The sequence below is a fragment of the Prosthecobacter sp. genome (assembly GCF_049294395.1).
GTDB lineage: Bacteria > Verrucomicrobiota > Verrucomicrobiia > Verrucomicrobiales > Verrucomicrobiaceae > Prosthecobacter.
In genome coordinates this window covers 1-18,273 of record NZ_JBAQCR010000286.1, presented here as the reverse complement: position 1 = coordinate 18,273, position 18,273 = coordinate 1, and the positions used below count along the sequence as shown (strand labels likewise).

At 61.2% G+C, this 18,273-nt stretch carries 8 protein-coding genes; 5 read left to right on the top strand and 3 right to left on the bottom strand.

Going from position 1 to position 18,273, the window contains the following annotated elements; all coding sequences use genetic code 11:
• Positions 1-291 precede the first annotated feature (291 nt).
• Both WAW39_RS19425 and WAW39_RS19420 read left to right on the top strand, forming a co-directional pair.
• The gene (locus WAW39_RS19425) at positions 292-1,179 is read left to right on the top strand and encodes an MBL fold metallo-hydrolase (protein ID WP_422320821.1); all 888 of its coding nucleotides are present in this window, start codon (positions 292-294) and stop codon (positions 1,177-1,179) included.
• Positions 1,180-1,331: 152 nt separating this feature from the next.
• Positions 1,332-4,454, top strand: coding sequence for a hypothetical protein (locus WAW39_RS19420; protein WP_422320820.1), 3,123 nt, complete (start codon positions 1,332-1,334; stop codon positions 4,452-4,454).
• Between the two features lie 42 nt (positions 4,455-4,496).
• On the opposite strand, the gene WAW39_RS19415 is transcribed toward WAW39_RS19420, so the two are convergent.
• Genes WAW39_RS19415 through WAW39_RS19405 form a run of 3 tightly spaced genes read right to left on the bottom strand, consistent with a single transcriptional unit; the run spans position 4,497 to position 9,374 of the window.
• Complete coding sequence (locus tag WAW39_RS19415) at positions 4,497-5,462, bottom strand: hypothetical protein (RefSeq protein ID WP_422320819.1); 966 nt, start codon at positions 5,460-5,462, stop codon at positions 4,497-4,499.
• On the bottom strand, positions 5,459-6,211 hold the full coding sequence (locus tag WAW39_RS19410) for a DUF695 domain-containing protein (protein WP_422320818.1): 753 nt from the start codon (positions 6,209-6,211) through the stop codon (positions 5,459-5,461). The genes WAW39_RS19415 and WAW39_RS19410 overlap by 4 nt, the downstream gene beginning before the upstream one ends.
• Before the next feature lie 58 nt (positions 6,212-6,269).
• A complete protein-coding gene (locus WAW39_RS19405; protein ID WP_422320817.1) occupies positions 6,270-9,374 on the bottom strand; it encodes a hypothetical protein in 3,105 nt (1,034 codons plus the stop codon).
• 316 nt (positions 9,375-9,690) lie between these two features.
• Here WAW39_RS19405 and WAW39_RS19400 point away from each other — a divergent pair, with 316 nt between their 5' ends.
• The 3 genes from WAW39_RS19400 to WAW39_RS19390 form a co-directional block, all read left to right on the top strand.
• Entirely contained in the window at positions 9,691-10,050 is a 360-nt protein-coding gene (locus WAW39_RS19400; RefSeq protein WP_422320816.1) for a hypothetical protein, read from the top strand.
• 123 nt (positions 10,051-10,173) lie between these two features.
• The gene (locus WAW39_RS19395) at positions 10,174-11,298 is read left to right on the top strand and encodes an Ldh family oxidoreductase (RefSeq protein WP_422320815.1); all 1,125 of its coding nucleotides are present in this window, start codon (positions 10,174-10,176) and stop codon (positions 11,296-11,298) included.
• 157 nt (positions 11,299-11,455) lie between these two features.
• Positions 11,456-18,273: cadherin-like beta sandwich domain-containing protein (locus tag WAW39_RS19390; RefSeq protein ID WP_422320814.1), on the top strand; the 6,818-nt coding region annotated here is incomplete at its 3' end.

The window sequence follows — 18,273 nt, the reverse complement described above, 5'->3', positions numbered from 1 at the left end:
CCGTAAAGGTGACGGCCACCCCGGAGCGCAGGTGCTATGGCAGGGCCTCAACAAGCTCGATACCATCACCGATGTCTGGCGCAGACTGCGCCCCCAACCAACTTGTGGGTAAAGATCAGCCTCCGAGCCCGCAGCACTCCGCCTCAGACAAAGTTCCGCGTTTGCCAAAGCGACTGTTTCTTCTGACGGGTCTTGTCTGATCCGTCAGATCAGTTGCCCAGTGGCCTTTATAGCAGCCATGCGCCGCCCCCTTGACGCTGCACTCATCTTGCCCTTCTTGATCGCACTCCCATGCGCATTCACACCCTCGATCTCCATTTCATCGGCATTCCCGGTGTCATCGCGGCCTTCCTCATTGAGAGCGGCGGCGAATTTGCCCTGATCGAAACCGGCCCGGGCTCCACACTGGAAACCCTGCGCGCCGCAATCCGTGAAGTCGGTGTCGATGAATCCGCCATCAAGAAAGTCTTCGTCACTCACATTCACCTCGACCACGCCGGCGCTGCCGGGTGGTTCGCGCAGCAGGGGGCCACGGTGTACTGCCATCCCAATGCCGCGCGGCATTTGATCGATCCTTCCAAGCTCATCGAAAGCGCCCGCATGGTTTATGGCCATCTCATGGACAAACTCTGGGGCGAAATGCTGCCTGTCCCTGCGGAACGCGTGGTTGCATTGAAGGACACGGAAAGCGTGAGCCTTGGCGAGATTGAAATCATCGCCTGGGATACCCCGGGCCATGCGCGGCACCATCACGCCTTCATCATCGGGGACGTCTGCTTTACCGGCGATGTGGCCGGCATGAGGCTGGAAAACAGCCGCTATCTTTCCGTCACTGCCGCGCCGCCGCAGTTTGATCCTGTCGCTTATGGGCAGTCCCTGGACCGCCTCCTGGCTGCCAATTTCAAGACGCTCTACCTGACGCACGTTGGCGCGGGGAGCGATGTGGCATGGCACCTGAGCACCTATCGCCAACGCGTTGCCGAGGTTTACGAACGCGTGGCCGCCGATTTCAAGGCGGGCGTCAGCGTGGAGGAAAACCGCCGCAACTACGCGCTCGCCGAGCATGCAATCGCCATGCAGGCGGGTGTGAGTGAGGAACTCTGGCGCAAGGGTGAAGACGCCAACGTCACCTCGATGTGTGCTGACGGTGTCCGCTTATATTGCGAAAAGGGGCGCTAAAGCTTGCACCGAGCGGCAGTCGGGCACCGAGCCGTGCCGAAAAATGGCATTTTTTGCAAACTGGTCCGTTTAAGTACAAAGAATTTCAAAAAACTACTTAACCAATCCGTAATATTGATGTAAGTTGAGGAATTGCTGCAACGAAGTTACTTATGAGCAACATCGCTTTTGAAAAAGACGGAAGTCGGGAAGCCAAGGCGCCGAAGACGTCAGGTCTGCCCGTCGGGAGATTGGTGGAACTCAATGCCGCCGCCGCTGATGCCCAGGCCACCTGCGAACGCTGGCACTCTGAATTGCAGTCCGTGCAGGAGCAGCACCGGGCGCTGACCCATGAAGTGCGGCAGATGTCACGGCTGCATGAACAGAAGACTTCGGAAGTGAACCGTCTCCTCAGTCTTGAGGCCAGCCAGAACGAGCAGCTGGTCAAACTGAACGGGCACCGGGAGCTGTTGCAGAGCCGGCTTCAGGAGATCAATGCCCGCTATCTGCAAGATCAGGGTCGGCTGCAGCAGACGCAGCAGCAGTTGAGCGAATGGGAGAACCACAAGCAGTCGGTGGAGGCGCAGGTGGCTGCCGCATCCAGGCAGCTTGCAGGGCTGAAGGCGGAGTCGGCATTGCTGGAAGAGCGCAGCTCAGAACTCTCCGATCTCCTGCAAAAAGCCATCGATGAGGTGACCCGCCAGCAGGAGCGCATTGTCGAGGCGCGCGGCTTGGTGCTTCGTCATGAGACGCGGCATCAGGAACTGACGATCAATATCGCACGGATGGAGGTGAGCGCCCAGCAGACGGAGGCCAACCTCAAGCTCAAACAAGAGCGCCTCAACTATCTGGAAGAAGCCGGCAGCCGGGCCACCGGTCATGTCGTGGATCTGACTTCGCGCTACCAGGCCCTGGAGCAGAATTTTACGCAGCTCACCGCCCAGTGCCGCGAAAGCGAGGCCTCCCTCAACATCACGCGCAGCGCCATCGCCGATGAGCGGGCGCGGCTTCAGGAAGCCCGGCAGGCCGTGCAGGAGACCCATCAGAACCACGCCGATTTGCAGAACGCGGTCAGAGAGCTGGCGGGCCAGCGAGTGGCTGCCGCAACCGCGCTGGGTGAACTCAAGTCAGAGGCCGTTCAGCACGAGCAGACCTTGATCATGCTCCGCCAGCAGCGGACGAAATGTCAGGCGGAAATGGATGAACTGCGCGCCTGCCAGCAGACCCTCGCGCAGGCAGTGCTGGCCCGCCGCGGCGAACTCGCCCGCATGGAAGAGAAGCTGGGCATCACTTTGAATGAGTGTACGGAAGCCACCACGCAGCTGGCCGACCTCGGCCGGGCTGTGGCACAGCATCAGCAGCATGAGGAGTCGTCCGTTCAGCAGATTCAGCAGCTCACTCAGGAGATCGCGGATCTTGGCGTCAAACGCCAGCAGGTGCAGGACCAGATCGCTGACACCGAAACTTCATTGGCAACGCTGGGCGAGCGCCACCACGCCCTCGGAGAAGAGATCGTCGTCCTGGTCAACAGCCGGCAGTCCACCGCAGATGCGTTGCAAGCCTGCCGCGCTGAACTTGCCACTGCGGAAGAGCGTCTGAAAAACACTCAGGATGACTGTCAGGCCGCCGAAAAACGCCTGTCCTCCCTGAATCAGACCCTGCAGGAACGCCAGGAGCAGGAAGCCATCCTTGGGGATCACATTCACGTGCTGGAGCAGCAGTCCCACCAGCTGGAGGCCCAGACGCAGGAACAATCCGGCAAGCTCGAAGCCATGCGCCAGGAGCGCATCAGTACCGAGATCGCTCTGCAGCGTCTCAGCCAGCAGCATGAAGAGGCAGGCATCCGATTGGAATCCCGTCATGCGGAGATCGACACCACCTCCGTGCGACTGCAGCAGGCGATGCACGACTGCCAGCAGGCCGAGGAGCGCCGCATGGCCTTGAGTCATGAAGTGGAAAATCTGCTCATGCGGCAGCAAAACCAGGAGATGATCCTGCGTGAAGTCGAAGCCCAGATCTCACGGCGTGAACAGGAACGTGAAGTCTCCACCGCAGGCGCCCGCCAGGCCCAGCAGGAGCATGAGGCCACTGCCGCAGCGGTCATGGCCGCCCGCAGGGAACTGGCAGAGCATCAGGCAGGCATCACCGCAGCCACGGCGAAGCTGTCAGAACTTCAGTCTGCAGTGCAGTCCACGGAGCAGAACCTGACCACCACGGGTGCCACCTTGGCCGGCCAGGAGCAAAAGCTCGTGGAAACACGCAGCGCACTCGAGGCCGCCTCGCAGGAACTCCAGCTTGCGCATGACCTCAAGGTCACGCTGGAGGCGCTGACTTCCCGGCAGGCCAACGTGGCTGCCGCAGAACAGCACCTCGGAATTTTGGGACGCCAGGTGGAAGAGGCCTCACAACGCCGCACCCAGCTCGATGCCGCTCTCAAAGACATCACCCAGCAGCTGGCCACCGCGACCGCAAGCTGTGACGCCGTCAATCATCAGGAGACTGAGACCCGCCAGCGTCTGGATCAGATGACAGCGCAGGAAAAAGAACTCCGCCAGGAGATCGCCACACTGACCGCCTCCGCGCAGCAGGAGCGGGTGATGTATGATGAATTCCGCTCGTTGTCGAAAGATGCCCGCGAGCTGTACGATCAGGAAAGTGCCGCACTCAATGTGCAGATCAAAGATCTGCGCCAGCAGCTCGGCGGCTGGGAAACGCAGATCACCACCTTGCTGGACTGGAAAGAGCGGATGGATCTATGCCTGAACCGGCTGCAGAAGGCCGAGGCGGATTCACCGGAATCTCGCAACGCGAAGGATGAAATTCTGATGGCACTCGGCGCTCTGCGTCAGATCATGGAGCGCCTTCAGACCAGCAAAGTGGAGTCATCGCGTCAGACCTCCGTCGAGGGTTCCGCATCAGCCAGGACGGTGAACTCTTCCACATCGTCTTCAGAGACGAAAACGGGCAGCGCGCTGCTCAGTGAAGTCAGGCCGAACAGCCGACTCAGCCGCCTGCGTGAAGAGCTTCAGCGGGAAGAAAGTCGTCTCAATTTCCTGCGCCAAAATTCACGCGCCCTCGAGCTCCGTGCCCGCATCCGCCCGTCGCTTCCTTCGCTTCAGGAGGGGCAAAACGGTGGCAATCAGGATGGCTCGTCTCAATGGGAGGAGCGGATCAAGCGCGCCGCGATCGACGAAACGAACCTCTTGGAAAAGATCGCCGCTCTCAAAGGGCAGATCGCGGAACTGCGTGGCGAAGTCCCGTCGCCGTCCGCAGTGGTCATGGACACGAGCGGTTGATGGTGTCGGCCAGCTCCGCAGTGCATCGGGTTGCCTCGCAGCTTACCTTGGTCGTGGCCGGGGGCGGCGACGGGTGCTGACGAGCCGAGCACGGGCGCTGAGTTGAAGTTTGCGCCCTATCACAAGCATGATCATGATCACCACAGCGCGGACCATCCACCAGCGTTCCGAACTGGGGGCTGCGGCTGTGTCTTTGGTTTCAATGGGAGTGGCGAGCTTGACCGCAGGGCTGCCTGCGGGCCCAGATGCGACGGTGGCCGCAGGCTTGCCTGGAGCGGTAGCCGCCGGTGCCGCATAGCTCGATGCGGCGGCGAGTGTCGCAGCGGGTCGTGCAGGCATCTCTTCGGCGGGCGCGGCAGTGAGGCCGGACTTCTGCTTCTTTTCCTCCTCCTGCACAAAGGGGTCGTCCGCAAAGCCGGTGTCGTAGAGATACTCCGGCTCCTGCGCGCTGAAGGTCACGTCTTCGATCTGCCCGTCCTGCTCAAAGACGCCGTGGATCGTCTGCATCGGCCCGGTCTGCTCGAAGATCTCGAAGCCCAGCCAGAAGTCCTCCAGCACCTTGCCCTCGATGGTTTGCACGAAGGTCACATCCACATTGCGCGCCGCGTAATCGATCTCGGTCATCGGCGGTGTTTGCGCGGTGTCCGGCCAGACGGGCGCAAAGCGCACGCCGGAGCCCAGCATGGCTTTCTGCCGGTTGATCTCCACATGGATGTGCTGGTTCAGATACGTGCCAATGCGCGGCTGCGCGGCGGTCAGCTCCGCCATGCTGATCTTCCTGTCTCCATCCGTGTCGATGCCGGTGAAGCGCGTGAGCGTAAGGATGTTAAACGTCAGCCGGATCTCCAGCTGATGCGGCTTCGGCCGCACGCGCATCTCGCTCTGGTCTGCGGGGTGGGCGTGGGCGGAATGATGAATGACGCATGCCAGAATGGCGAATGCCAGAGGCAGTACACGCATCAGACTTTGACGATTTGTCAGCTCATGGTCCGTGATGCGTGGCTTCATGTGACTACGGACGCTCCCCACCCGTCATACTCGATGTTCAAACGCTGGCATGCCTCGCGATGTGAAAGACTCTCCCTGAAAATCGCTCCGACATCCAGGGGCATGCTACGGGCCATGACCAATCGGAATTCCGACGCCGATGCCTCCAGCAAGGAATAGCCTTTGGCTGTCAAGGCGGCGTACATCTGTTCCAGGCCGCCGATGTTGCCACGAAAGACAAACTCCAGCGAATGAGGCTTTGATGGATCACTCCCTGCCTGCACAAGGTTGTCCACGACACGACGGTCGAAAATGAGCGCCCATGAAGTGGCGGACGGCCATACGGACGCAAAGAAAAAGTCCCAGCCATCGTGCTCGGAAACATTGGTCTCGTAGTCACCATGCTCTCTGATCCAACGTCCGACGGGTGGGCGGAATGGGGTGTAGTCTGCAACTTGGAATACCAACTCTCTTGTGCCGCTGTGTGTCAAACGTCCAAGCAGCAGGCAGGGCGCATTCTCGGCGTTCAGCAACTCAACCAGGCGATCCTCCATGTCCCACAGCACCTGAGCTTCGTCCTGAGAAGGGCCTCCATTCTGATTGGGGGCCTTAATGGTGATCAAGACGCGAGCACATAAAGGATATTTGCTTTTCTCTATTTTGTTCGAGTCCGTATGAAATCCAACAATAACAGGGCCGCTGTCGGTGTTGTAAGAATAGGACTCCCAATTATAGTCGGGACAAACGTTCATGCTGTTCTTTGAAGACATGTTGGAGTGGCCTGACGCTTTATGAGAGCGAGGAAGGGCGCGCAAGCCTCATCCTTCATCATTCCAGCGATATCCACATCGGCGACACCCACACAAGCTCCCCGTTGGTCTGCTCACCCCTGAAATAGTAGTAGCTGGTCTTGCCCTTTTCAGGCTTCGGATCCGTCCAGGTGAGGTTGATCTCCTTTTCCTTCGGCGCGTTCATGGGGAACTCCACGTTGTCTTTGATCAGCGTCACTTTTTCAAACGGCATGGTGCCAATGAGTTTCAGCGTGATCGTGGGTGCGCCTTTAACGGCGAATTCGTCTCCCATCATGCGCTCTTTGCCATCAACTGCGGTGCAGCGGCTGTCGGCGATGATGTTGTCCGTGGCACCATACGTGTGGCGCTGCTTCATGGCTTTGAGGATGCCCTCGCGGCTGTAGTCCTCGGCCAGGATCATGGCGTAGCTGATGTGCGTGCTGCCGTGGTCGCTGCTGCTTTGGAAGCTGAACTTGTAGCCTTTGGCAAAGGCGTCAGACACCCAGCCGCCGGGCTCCCAACCGCCGATGGCGTCGTTCTCCGTGGGGCAGCGCGGGCAGCCGGGGTACTCGTAGTTCTGGCGTGCGCCCTGGTAGATCTCCACCATGGGTTCAAACTCGCCGCCCCAGTTGCGCCAGTCGGTGCCCATGCTCCCCACGCTGGTGTGGCTGGCGCAGACGCCGTTGAATTTCTTGAGGTACTTGTAAAGCATGTTTGTGTCCGGCGCGGGCTCATGCACGCGCACATCGCTCAGGGGCAGGCGGGGCAGGGTGCGTACACCGCGCTGGGCGAAGACCACATTGCGGTGCCCTTCGGGATACACCACGCTGCGCTCATAGCTGAACATGGGCGTGAAGGCCTTTGTCAGGAAAAAGGCGTCCGTCGTCTTCTGCGTCAGCCACCAGGTGTACTCGCGGCCGTTGCCGTTGTCGTGGTCACCATTGCCGATCCAATCCATGGACGCGGCATCAATCGCGTAGCGCCACATGTCCTCCAGCGGGCCGTCATTCGCGCCGTCTCCGCTGATCTCAGTGTGCCGGTGGAATTCACCGCGCAGGATCTGCCGCTCCGTGCCGCCGATGGTGGAGCGGAAGCTGCGGATGGCGCTGAGTTCAGAGCGCTCGGCCTGCGTGCGCTTGCTCGGCGCGGGATTGTCCTGCGGGGCGTTCGCGATGGGCTTGAGCGCTGCGGCCTTCACCGGACCCATGGTGCTCAGACGGCTGAAATAGACGTCGTTGTCAAAAGGGTCCTTGCTCGCATCCAGCGAGGCGTTGCCGCCTTTGCCGCCCGGATTCTTGGCGCGGTTGAATTCGTTCATACGATCCATGCGGTGGTCGCTGCTATGGGCCACGAAAAGGTTCTTCGGCCCGGCCGCGAGAGCAGGGAGATTGTACATCAGATTGTCGCTGTGCGGAATCGTGATGGGCCCCACCCACTCGGCGCCGTCGAGATACGCCGCCACGCTGCCCCAGCTGCTGCCCAGCGGGCCGCGGAAACTGTTCAAGCGCGTGCGCGCGATGAGCCAGATGCGCCCTTCGGCATCGCAGATGATGCGGCCCAGATTGTTGTAAGTCTGCGGGCCCGTGGCCTCCGCATGCGCGCCCGGCGCACCTTTGCGCACGGCGGGCTGCTCAAAGGCCAGGCCATCCGGCACTTCAGGTGATTTCGGCGGTGCAGGGGAGGTCACATCTGCGCCGCGTCCTTTGCCTTTCCCTTTGCCCTTGCCTTGCCGTGCGGCCACGGCCCCGGGCAGAGCATCGGCGATTTTTCCCTGCGGCTCCTGCCACGCCTTGCCATCCCACACGGCGATGCCGATTTCACGATTGCGGTACAATCCGATGCCGTCGCTGCTGTCGTAAGCGCCCCAGTCCTTGCCCCAGGTCGCACCGCTCTTTTCATAGGCCACCCACACGCTGCCCTGATGATCATACGCCACGGACGCACGCGCCTCATACTGCGCCGTATTCGCCACCGGCATGGGCTTGAAAGGTCCCTTGCCATCGGCTTCCAAAATGGCAAGCCAGATGTCGTAATCTCCCTTCTCATAGGTATCCCAAGCCAGCGCAAACTGCCCGCTGCTACCCTCGGCGCGTGGATCAGTGCTGAGGGATGGGTTCCAGCAGTTGCCGCTGCTTGTGGAAACCGTCTGCGTGGGTGCCCAGGCATCGGCGGCGTGCGTGCGCGTGCGGATCTCAAACTTGCCCTCATGCGCCGCCATCCATGCTACCAGCACAGTGTTCTTCGTCGAATGCGCGATCACTGGGCACAGATCATTGCCGGGTGAATTCGAGAGGTTTTCAACCGCGCCAAGTTTGCCATCGCTGAAGTGACGCGTGAAGATCTCAAAGTTCCCATCCACGCGCTCGCTCCACACGATCCATGCGCCACCTTTGCCATCCACCGACACCGCAGACTTGTAGATGTCCTTGCCGGCTTTCGTGACGGCGATGCGCTCGTCCTCCCACTTGTTGGTCTGGCGCACATGCAGCCAGAGCTGATCACCGCCCGTGGGCTGTCCGAGGAAGGCGAAATCTTCCGGCTCCTTCTCCCAGCGCTTTGCACGTTCATCGCGGTCGAGGCCCGGCGTGAAGCTCTGATACACCAGGAAGCCGTGGCCATCGGCACCCACGGCCAGGGCAGGGAAGTCATCGTCCGTGCGTTCCGGTGACATCTTGCGCAGGTTGAAGGCCGTCTGCTGCACCGCCACGCGGCCCTCCAGCAGATCCAGCGCCTCGCCGGGTTTCACATCCGCCAGCTTGAAGGAGATCTTGCCCTGCGCCGTGGTGACCTCCACGCTGCTCTCCGGCGTGACGTCCTTCAGTTTCACAAACACTCCGTTTTCAAAAATGGGACCGAGTTGCCTGGTCATCGCGCCGATCTTCTTTGGATTGTTCCCGCGCGCCTTCGCATTTGCGCCCTGCGGTGTGCGGCTGCTGGCCTGCCACGCATCCTTGCCCTTGATCGTGTCCTTCTGCTCAAAACGATAGCCGCTGACCTCCTGCACCTCTCCCGGCGTCACGGAGATGGAGCCATCCCATACGGTGGTCTCTTTGTCATTCAGACCCAGCTGAATCAGCAGTTCGGTGTCTGCGGCAGCGGCCATGCCGCCAAGCATCAGAAGAGGGAGAAGAAAGAGTTTCATGGGCAGGAGGCGGCGTAAAACGCAGTCCAACCACCAATCTCGCGCCGAGTTTTAAAGAAGAGCATCATCAAGCCAAGGGGGGGCATATGAGAGGGAGTCTCATGGGCGGTGCGCAGCCAAGGCATGATGATTGATTCCTGCAACGCTTGCCATTCCAGCATTGACTCAAAGCGCGTGGCTGAATTAAAAAAGGTGAATTGGAAATATTGCCCTCAGTTCTTGGTAAAAGAACTGCTTGGAATGCGTTTTTCCAATGCCGTGCGCGCTGCGGCTTCTCCTCCAAATACATCACATCATAAAACACGTCAGACACCACATGAAGAAAACAGCACTCTCCCTCCTCTGCCTTGCCATCAGCCTCAGCACCGCCTCGGCAGACGACCTCATCAAGGGCGCGATGAAGAAGAATTGGAAACCCGAAGACGCCATCGCCAAGAAGGTCGGCAAAGGCGAAGCCACCGACGCCGAACTCGACTCCCTGATCAAATGCGTGCAGGCCATCTGCGCCGCCACACCGCCACGTGGCGAGAAGGCCGCCTGGGTGGAAAAGTGCAAGAGCATGGTCGCCGCACTGCAGAAGGTGAAGGCCAAAGACGCCGCCGGCATCAGCGAATTCAAGAAGGCCAACAACTGCAAGGCCTGCCACGACGTCTTCAAGCCCGCCAAAAAGGAATAGGCGCTGGGGACTGGGTGACGGCCTCTGCTTGGCCTGACTTCCGGAGGCTCCGCTCGCAAGAGCGGAGCCTTCTTTATTTCTGCTTCTTGCGTGTCCGGGCGGATGCTCCAATATCCGCCAACCATGCCCACCACGTACCACATCGTCCCCACTGAAGCCCACAACGATCTCGTCCGCGCCGCCTACAAGCATCGCGGCTACACCCAGGCGGAGGCCGATGACGGCGCACGATTTTGCGAAATGGCCTCGGCCCACGGCATCCGCACCCACAACGCCATCAAGGCCCTGCACCTCGATCACCTCTTCGGCAGCGCCACTGGCGGCTGCAAGCCGGGCGCAGAAATCGAAGTCATCAAGAAGCCCTTCGCCGCCAGCGAAGCCTGGGACGGCAAGCTCAAGCTCGGCCAGAGCGTGGCCTTCAGCGCCATGGAGCGCTGCATGGAAATGGCCGACAAGTACGGCATTGGCCAGGTGAGCGTGGACAATGCCTTCCACTACCTCTGGGGCGGCGGCTACGTCATGGACGCGGCCAAGAAAGGCTACATCGCCTACACCAATTGCACCTCCACCTTGGGCGAAGTGGTCCCCTTTGGCGGCAAATTCCCCGTGCTCGGCACAAACCCACACTCCTGGGGCCTCCCCACGCAGGACGCCTGCGGTTTCCCCATCGTGATCGACTGGGCCACCTCCACCGTGGCCATGGGCCGCGTGCAGCAGCTCAAGCGTGAAGGCAAGCCCCTCCCTCCCGGCGCTGCCGTGGATGCCGCTGGCAAACCCACCACCGATGCCAATGAAGCCGCCTGGCTCCTGCCCTTCGGCGCACACAAAGGCTACGGCCTCTCCCTCCTCATCGAAGTCATGGGCGGCATGATCGGCGGCGGCCTGCCCACCCTGCGTGGCGGCGGTGCCCATCCCGACATCAAAGGGAAGCCATTCCCAGCCGGCGAAAAGCGCACCAGCAGCTTCTACTTCCAGGTCATCCACCCCGATGCCATCAGCACCGGCCTCTTCTCGAACGGCCGCAACTTCAACGAGAACATCAAAGCGGTGATCGACGACATCCTCGGCCACGGCAATGAGTCCTGCATGCTCCCCGGCCAGCCCGAAGCCCAAAACGCCGCCCACACCGCCAAAGCCGGCGGCCTGCTCTTCAGCACCGCCGAAGTCGAAGCCCTCAACGAGATCGCCGACGAAGCCGGCATGCCCCGCTTCGATGTCGCGGCTCTGGGCACGTATGATGTGCCGTGAGGTGATAGCGTCCGTTTCTCGCCGGATCGGGCGCCGAAACCTAGGTGCTTCACGCGGGCCTGCTAAGGCGCTGGTGAAATCCCTGCCATTCCGACACAAAACTGACAGACGAAACTCCTTGAAGTGTAATCGTGGGGCTGGGATAGGTGCGTTTTTTATGGTGTACCCCCTTCGCATTTACCTATGCGCGTTTTTTGTTTTCCTAGCCCTGCTGGCCGCTGCTGAAGGAGCAGTGGTCAATGCCACGTGGAACTCCGCCACGGATGTGCCCGTGACCGCCAGCAGTTACACCGTCACCGGGAATACGGTGAACTTCACGCTGAACTTCGCGCCGCCCACCGGGACGAACCTGACCGTGGTGAAAAACACCGGGCTGCCATTCATTAACGGCACGTTTGACAATCTGGCACAGGGGCAGGCCGTTGACCTGAGCTATGGCGGGGTGACGTATCATTTTGTCGCGAACTACTACGGTGGCACCGGCAATGATCTGGTGCTGGTGTGGGCGGCCAACCGGGTATTTGCCTGGGGGCAAAACAACTCCGGCCAGATCGGGGACACCACCACCACGCAGCGCAATATTCCAGTTCCGGTCGTGGCGACTGGCGTTCTGGCTGACAAGACGGTTATCGCCGTCGCCCCTGGCAGCACCCACAGCCTCGCCCTGTGCTCAGACGGCACGCTGGTCGCATGGGGGGACAACACGAATGGGCAGCTCGGTAATAACACTACCACTTCCAGCTCCACGCCTGTCGCGGTCAGCACGGCAGATGGTGTCTCTGCTCTGGCTGGTAAGACGGTGGTGGCCATCTCTGCGGGGGGGGCTTTCTCCATGGCCCTGTGTTCGGATGGAACCGTCGCAACCTGGGGCAGCAACTCCAACGGGCAGCTCGGCATCAACAGCACCGCCAGCAGTAACGTGCCCGTGCTGATCAACACCGCCAGCGGCACCTCCGCCATCTATGGAAAAAATGTGGTCGCCATTTCCACAGGTCACTCCCACAGCGTGGCTTTGTGCTCTGACGGTACCGTGTCCACCTGGGGGTGGAACACCTACGGCCAACTCGGCATCAACAGCGCCGGCGGCATTGTCGCGCCCGTGCCTGTGCTGGTCAACACCGCCAGCGGCGTCTCCGCCCTGTATGGCAAGAGCGTGGTGGCCATTGCCGCAGGGTGGAACCATACCATGGCCCTCTGCTCAGATGGCAGCCTCGCCAGCTGGGGGGCGAATATTTTCAATGAACTCGGCGACAATACCACGGTGCAGCGCAATGCGCCCGTGGCGGTCAATGCGGTCAGTGGCACCTCGGCCCTGTATGGCAAAACCCCCGTCTCCATCGCGGCGGGCTTTGGGCTCAGCCTGGCGCTCTGCACGGACGGCACGGTGCTCGCCTGGGGAACCAACAGCAACGGTCAGCTCGGCGACACTACGACCACCAGCAAAGCGGTGCCGGTGGCGGTAAACAGGGCCAGCGGCGTCTCAGACCTCTACAGCAAAACGGTGGCTTCGCTGGGCTGCGGCGGTGCCCACGGCGCGGCGCTGTGCACGGACGGCATGTTGGTTGCCTGGGGCTCCAACTTTTACGGCCAGCTCGGCGTCAACAGCACCATCTGGAGCAGCGTGCCCAAAACCGTCATTACCGCCCAGCTCAATGCAGGTGAGGTTTTTGCCAGCGTTTCGACTGGAGCCTGGGCATACCATGTGCTTGCAGTGGTGGCCACCCCACCCCCTTTTCCCGTCAGCACCACCCTCGCGGCAAGCTCCCTCTCCAACACCACCGCGACATTCAACGGCACCGTCAATGCCAGCCAGAGAACGACTTCGGTCAGCTTTGACTACGGCCTGACCACGGCTTACGGCAGCACCGTGACCGCCACGCCTGACTCGCTGAGCGACAGCACCACCACCGCCGTCAGCGCGGTGGTGACCGGCCTCACACCGGGAACCACCTACCACTTCCGCGTCCATGCTTCGAATGATGTCGGGACGACCACAGGCAGCGATCTTACCTTCACCACGCTCAACAACAACGCCGGCCTCACCGCATTGGTCATCAACAACGGCACGCTCACGCCTGGCTTTGCCACTGGCATCACGAGCTACACCGCTTCGGTGGACTATCCTGTCACCACCGTCATCCTGCGTCCCACGCTGGCAGACACGAACGCCAGTGTGAAGGTCAATGGAGTGACCGTGACCTCCGGCAGTGCCAGCACGGCCATTCCTCTCAATGTGGGAACCAACACCCTAACCACCGTGGTCACTGCGCAGGATGGAACGACGACGCAGACGTATTCCGTCACCGTCACACGCACCACCACCGTTCCCGCCTCCTTCGCCGCCGCCACCGATGGGCCGCTCACCGTCAATGGCCTCACCGCCACGGGCAGCACGGTGAATCTCTCGCTCAACTACGCCCCCGCCACCGGTACGAACCTGATGGTGGTCAACAACACCGGCGTTCCCTTCATCAACGGCACCTTTGACAACCTTGCGCAAGGACAGGCGGTGCTGCTTTCCTACAACGGTGTGACTTACAAATTCGTCGCCAACTACTACGGCGGCACCGGCAATGATCTCGTGCTGGCCTGGGCTGCCAATCGGGCGTTTGCCTGGGGAGACAACAGCACGGCACAGATCGGGGACGGCACCGCGACGCAGCGCAATGTGATGGTGCCCGTGACTGCGACCGGAGTGCTGGCTGGCAAAACGATTCTGGCTCTGTCACAAGGAAGCGGTCATAGTCTGGGTCTCTGTTCGGACGGGACTTTGGCTGCATGGGGCACCAACTACTACGGCACGCTCGGCAACGGTAACAATACCAGCATCAACTTTCCGGTGACGGTGAATACGGCGAGTGGTGTTTCTGCCTTGTATGGCAGGACAGTGGTGGGCGTCTCGGCGGGAACCTATTTCAGCCTGGCCGTGTGCTCTGACGGCTCAGTGGTTTCCTGGGGTTACAACCCCTATGGACAGCTCGGCAACAACGGTACCACCAACACCAATGCGCCAGTGCTGGTAAACACAGCCAGCGGCACCTCGGCCTTGTATGGGAAAACCGTGGTGGCGGTCTCCGCAGGAACTTATCATTCGGTGGCGCTGTGTTCTGACGGCACTGTGGCAGCCTGGGGCTACAACAACACCGGGCAGCTCGGTAACAACACGACCACCAGCAGCACAGTGCCCGTGGCGGTGAACACAACGAACGGCATCTCGGCCTTGTACGGAAAAACCGTGGTGGCCATCTCGGCGGGCGATCAGCATACGATGGCTTTGTGCTCGGATGGCACCGTGGTGGCCTGGGGAGACAACATCTTTGGCGACCTCGGCAACAACAGCGGCGTGCAGATGAAAGTGCCGGTGGCGGTCAATACGACGAACGGAGTTTCCGCTCTGTATGGCAAAACGGTGGTGGGCATTGCTGCCGGCAACTGGCTGAGCCTGGCCCTGTGTGCGGATGGCACCGTCGCAGCCTGGGGCTACAACAACTACGGCCAGCTTGGCAACAACACGACGACCAACAGCAGTGTGCCGGTGCTGGTGAACACGGCCAGCGGCACCTCGGCCCTGCATGGCAAAACGGTGGTGGGCATCGCTGCAGTTGGTTCCAGTTGCACAGCTCTCTGTACAGATGGTACGGTGGCAACATGGGGCTACAATTATTACGGCCAGCTGGGCAACAACACGACGAACAACAGCCTGGTGCCCCAGCTTGCACTCACCACTTCGCTCAATGCGGGAGAGCGCGTGATCAATCCCTCCCGAGTTGCCAATGAGGGGCAGTCACTGGCGCTGGTGGCGGAGCCGGTGCCAACCGTCACGACTCTGGCAGCGACAGCGGTTGGCTCCGCGAACGCCACGTTGAACGGCACGGTGAACCCCAACAACGGCATCGCCGTGGCCGTCTCCTTTGACTACGGCACCACCACCGCCTACGGCAGCAGCGTGACCGCAACTCCTGGCAGTGTCACAGGAGGCAGTGACACCGCCGTGAGTGCTGCTCTCAGCGGACTGGCACCCAACACCACCTACCACTTCCGCGTGAAAGCAGCAGGTTTCCCTGGCAGTGATCAAACCTTCACCACTCTCAGCAATGACGCCAGCCTGGCCGGTCTGGCGAGCAGCGCAGGCGCATTGAGTCCGGCTTTCGCCGGCGGCACGATCAGCTATGCAACTCCTGCAGTGGGCAGCGGCACGACCACCGTCACCTGCACTCCCACGGTGTCTGAAAGCCATGCAACGGTGACGGTCAATGGCGTCGCTGTCACCTCCGGCAGCAGCAGCGGGCCGATCAGCCTGGGGTCTGGTACCACTGTTATCAATGTGCAGGTGACTGCGCAGGATGGTGTGACCAAGCAGACTTACACCATCGCTGTCCCCGGCTCCACTTCAGCCACCTTTGCCACCGCAACGGATGTGCCAGTATCTGCAAACGGCTTCAGTGCCTCGGGCAGCACGGTGGATTTCACACTCAACTATGCGCCGGTCACTGGAGCAAGTCTGATGGTGGTGAACAACACCGGGCTTGGCTTCATCAGCGGCACGTTCAGCAACTTGAGCCAGGGGCAGGCGGTGGCGCTTGTCTACAATGGGGTGAAATACAATTACGTCGCCAACTATTACGGCGGCACTGGCAATGACCTCGTGCTGGTCTGGGCTGGCAACCGGGCCATGAGCTGGGGGTCGAATCTCAATGCAACTCTGGGAGATGGCACTTCCACCAATCGTCTCGTGCCAGTGCCAGTCACAGCCACCGGAGTGCTTGCTGGCAAGGTGATCGTGGCGCTTTCAGCAGGCTCCGCCCACGGCCTGGCCCTTTGTTCGGACGGTACGGTGGCCGGCTGGGGGGGGAACTGGTACGGACAGCTCGGGGACAACACCTACAATTCACGCGCCACGCCCGTGGCGGTCAACACCGCGAGTGGTGTTTCCGCCTTGTATGGCAAAACGGTGGTGGCCATTGCCGCAGGGTACGAGACGAGCATGGCCCTGTGCTCCGATGGGACCGTAGTCAGCTGGGGCTCCAACAGCATTGGCCAGATTGGGGATGGCACCACAACCACCCGCATCGCGCCCGTGGCAGTGAACACGGCCAGCGGTGTTTCCGCCCTCTACGGTAAATCAGTCGTTGGGATAGCGGCGGGTTCTTCCCACAGCGTGGCTCTCTGCTCCGACGGGACGGTGGTGGCATGGGGCTCCAATGCCAGTGGCCAGCTGGGCAACAACAGCACCACCAACAGTCCCGTGCCGGTGAAGGTCAATGCCGTGAGCGGCGTTTCCTCTCTATATGGCAAAATTCCCCAGGCGGTGGCGGCGGGCACAGCTTTCAGCATGGCCTTGTGCTCGGATGGCAGCCTGGCTTCATGGGGGAGCAATGCTTACGGCCAGTTGGGTGACAACACCTTTAGCAACCGCTCTGTGCCAGGAGCCGTCAATGCCGTGAGCGGCACCTCGGCACTTTATGGGAAAACTCCTGCTGCCATCGCCGCAGGATGGAACCATAGCATGACGCTTTGCTCCGATGGCACTCTACTGGCCTGGGGCAGCAATTCCAGCGGCCAGCTCGGTGACAACAGCGCCACCAACCGCCCAGCGGCAGTGGCGGTCAATACTGCCAGCGGCACATCGGCACTTTATGGAAGAAAGGTGCTGGGGCTCGCTGGCGGCAGTTCTATGAGTGCGGCGTTTTGTGCAGAGGGCACGATCGTGACCTGGGGTGGCAACACCCAGGGACAACTGGGAAATAACAGTACGTCCAACAGCAGCGTGCCGGTGACTGTCAGCACCAGCACGCTTTCTGCCGGAGAGAACTTCGCCACTGTGGCCATGGGGCCCACCGCCGGCTTTATGTTTGCCACAGCGGCTGCTCCGCCCGCAGCGCCCGCAGCCGCCACTCTGGCCGCCACCTCCATCACGACCACCGGTGGGACCTTGAACGGCACCGCCAATGCCAGCGGCAACACCACGACGGTGAGCTTTGAGTTCGGCCCCACCACTTCCTACGGCACCACGGTGGCTGCCACGCCTGCCACGCTGACTGACAGCAGCACGACTGCGGTGGCAGCAAGCCTGACCGGCCTGACACCTGGCACCACGTATCATTACCGTGTCAAAGCGGTGAGTGGTGCGGGCACGGCCAATGGCAGCGACCAGACTTTCACCACGATCAGCACCAATGCGAATCTGACCGGCCTGGCCTTGAACAACGGCACGCTGAGTCCTGTCTTTGCAGGTGGCACCACGAGCTACACGGCCACCGTGGGTTATCCTGTCACCTCCATCACCCTGAGGCCCACGTTGGCGAATGCCGGCGCAAGTATGACGGTCAATGGGCTGCCGGTGTCTCCGGGCAGTGCGAGTGCGCCCGTTTCCCTCAGCGTGGGAGACAACACGCTGATCACCGTGGTGACGGCTCAGGATGGCACCACCACTCAAACTTACACGGTGACGGTCACGCGCGCGGCACCCTCCACCAATGCGCGGCTGGCCAGTTTGACTCCCAGTGTCGGCATCCTCTCGCCTGCCTTTGACAGCAGTGCCACGAGCTACACCGTCACGGTGCCTTTTGGGACGACATCGATGACCTTGACACCCACCGTGGCAGACAGCACTTCATCGGTGCAGGTCAACGGGACTCACGTCAACTCGGGCAGCGCCAGCGGTCCTTTGGCCGTCGATGTGGGGAGTAATTTCTTCAGTGTGGTGGTCACCGCGCAGGATGGGGTCTCCACGCAAACCTACTCCGTCACGGGGGTGCGCCCTGCGCTGCCTGCGGTCTGGAGCACTCTCAGTGATGTGCCGCTCGTCACCACTGGCTTCACCGCCACCGGCAACACCCTCGGCGCCCTCACTTTGAACTTCGCACCCGCCACCGGGACCAATCTGATGGTGGTGAAAAACACCGGGCTGGGCTTCATCAGCGGCACCTTCAGCAATCTGTCCCAGGGGCAGGCGGTGGCCATCATGTACAACGG

Bases quoted from the DNA above. Each gene is read 5' to 3' on its own strand.
- WAW39_RS19410 (WP_422320818.1), bottom strand. From the start codon at position 6,211: ATGTCTTCAAAGAACAGCATGAACGTTTGTCCCGACTATAATTGGGAG.
- WAW39_RS19425 (WP_422320821.1), top strand. From the start codon at position 292: ATGCGCATTCACACCCTCGATCTCCATTTCATCGGCATTCCCGGTGTC.
- WAW39_RS19405 (WP_422320817.1), bottom strand. From the start codon at position 9,374: ATGAAACTCTTTCTTCTCCCTCTTCTGATGCTTGGCGGCATGGCCGCT.
- WAW39_RS19400 (WP_422320816.1), top strand. From the start codon at position 9,691: ATGAAGAAAACAGCACTCTCCCTCCTCTGCCTTGCCATCAGCCTCAGC.
- WAW39_RS19415 (WP_422320819.1), bottom strand. From the start codon at position 5,462: ATGAAGCCACGCATCACGGACCATGAGCTGACAAATCGTCAAAGTCTG.
- WAW39_RS19420 (WP_422320820.1), top strand. From the start codon at position 1,332: ATGAGCAACATCGCTTTTGAAAAAGACGGAAGTCGGGAAGCCAAGGCG.
- WAW39_RS19395 (WP_422320815.1), top strand. From the start codon at position 10,174: ATGCCCACCACGTACCACATCGTCCCCACTGAAGCCCACAACGATCTC.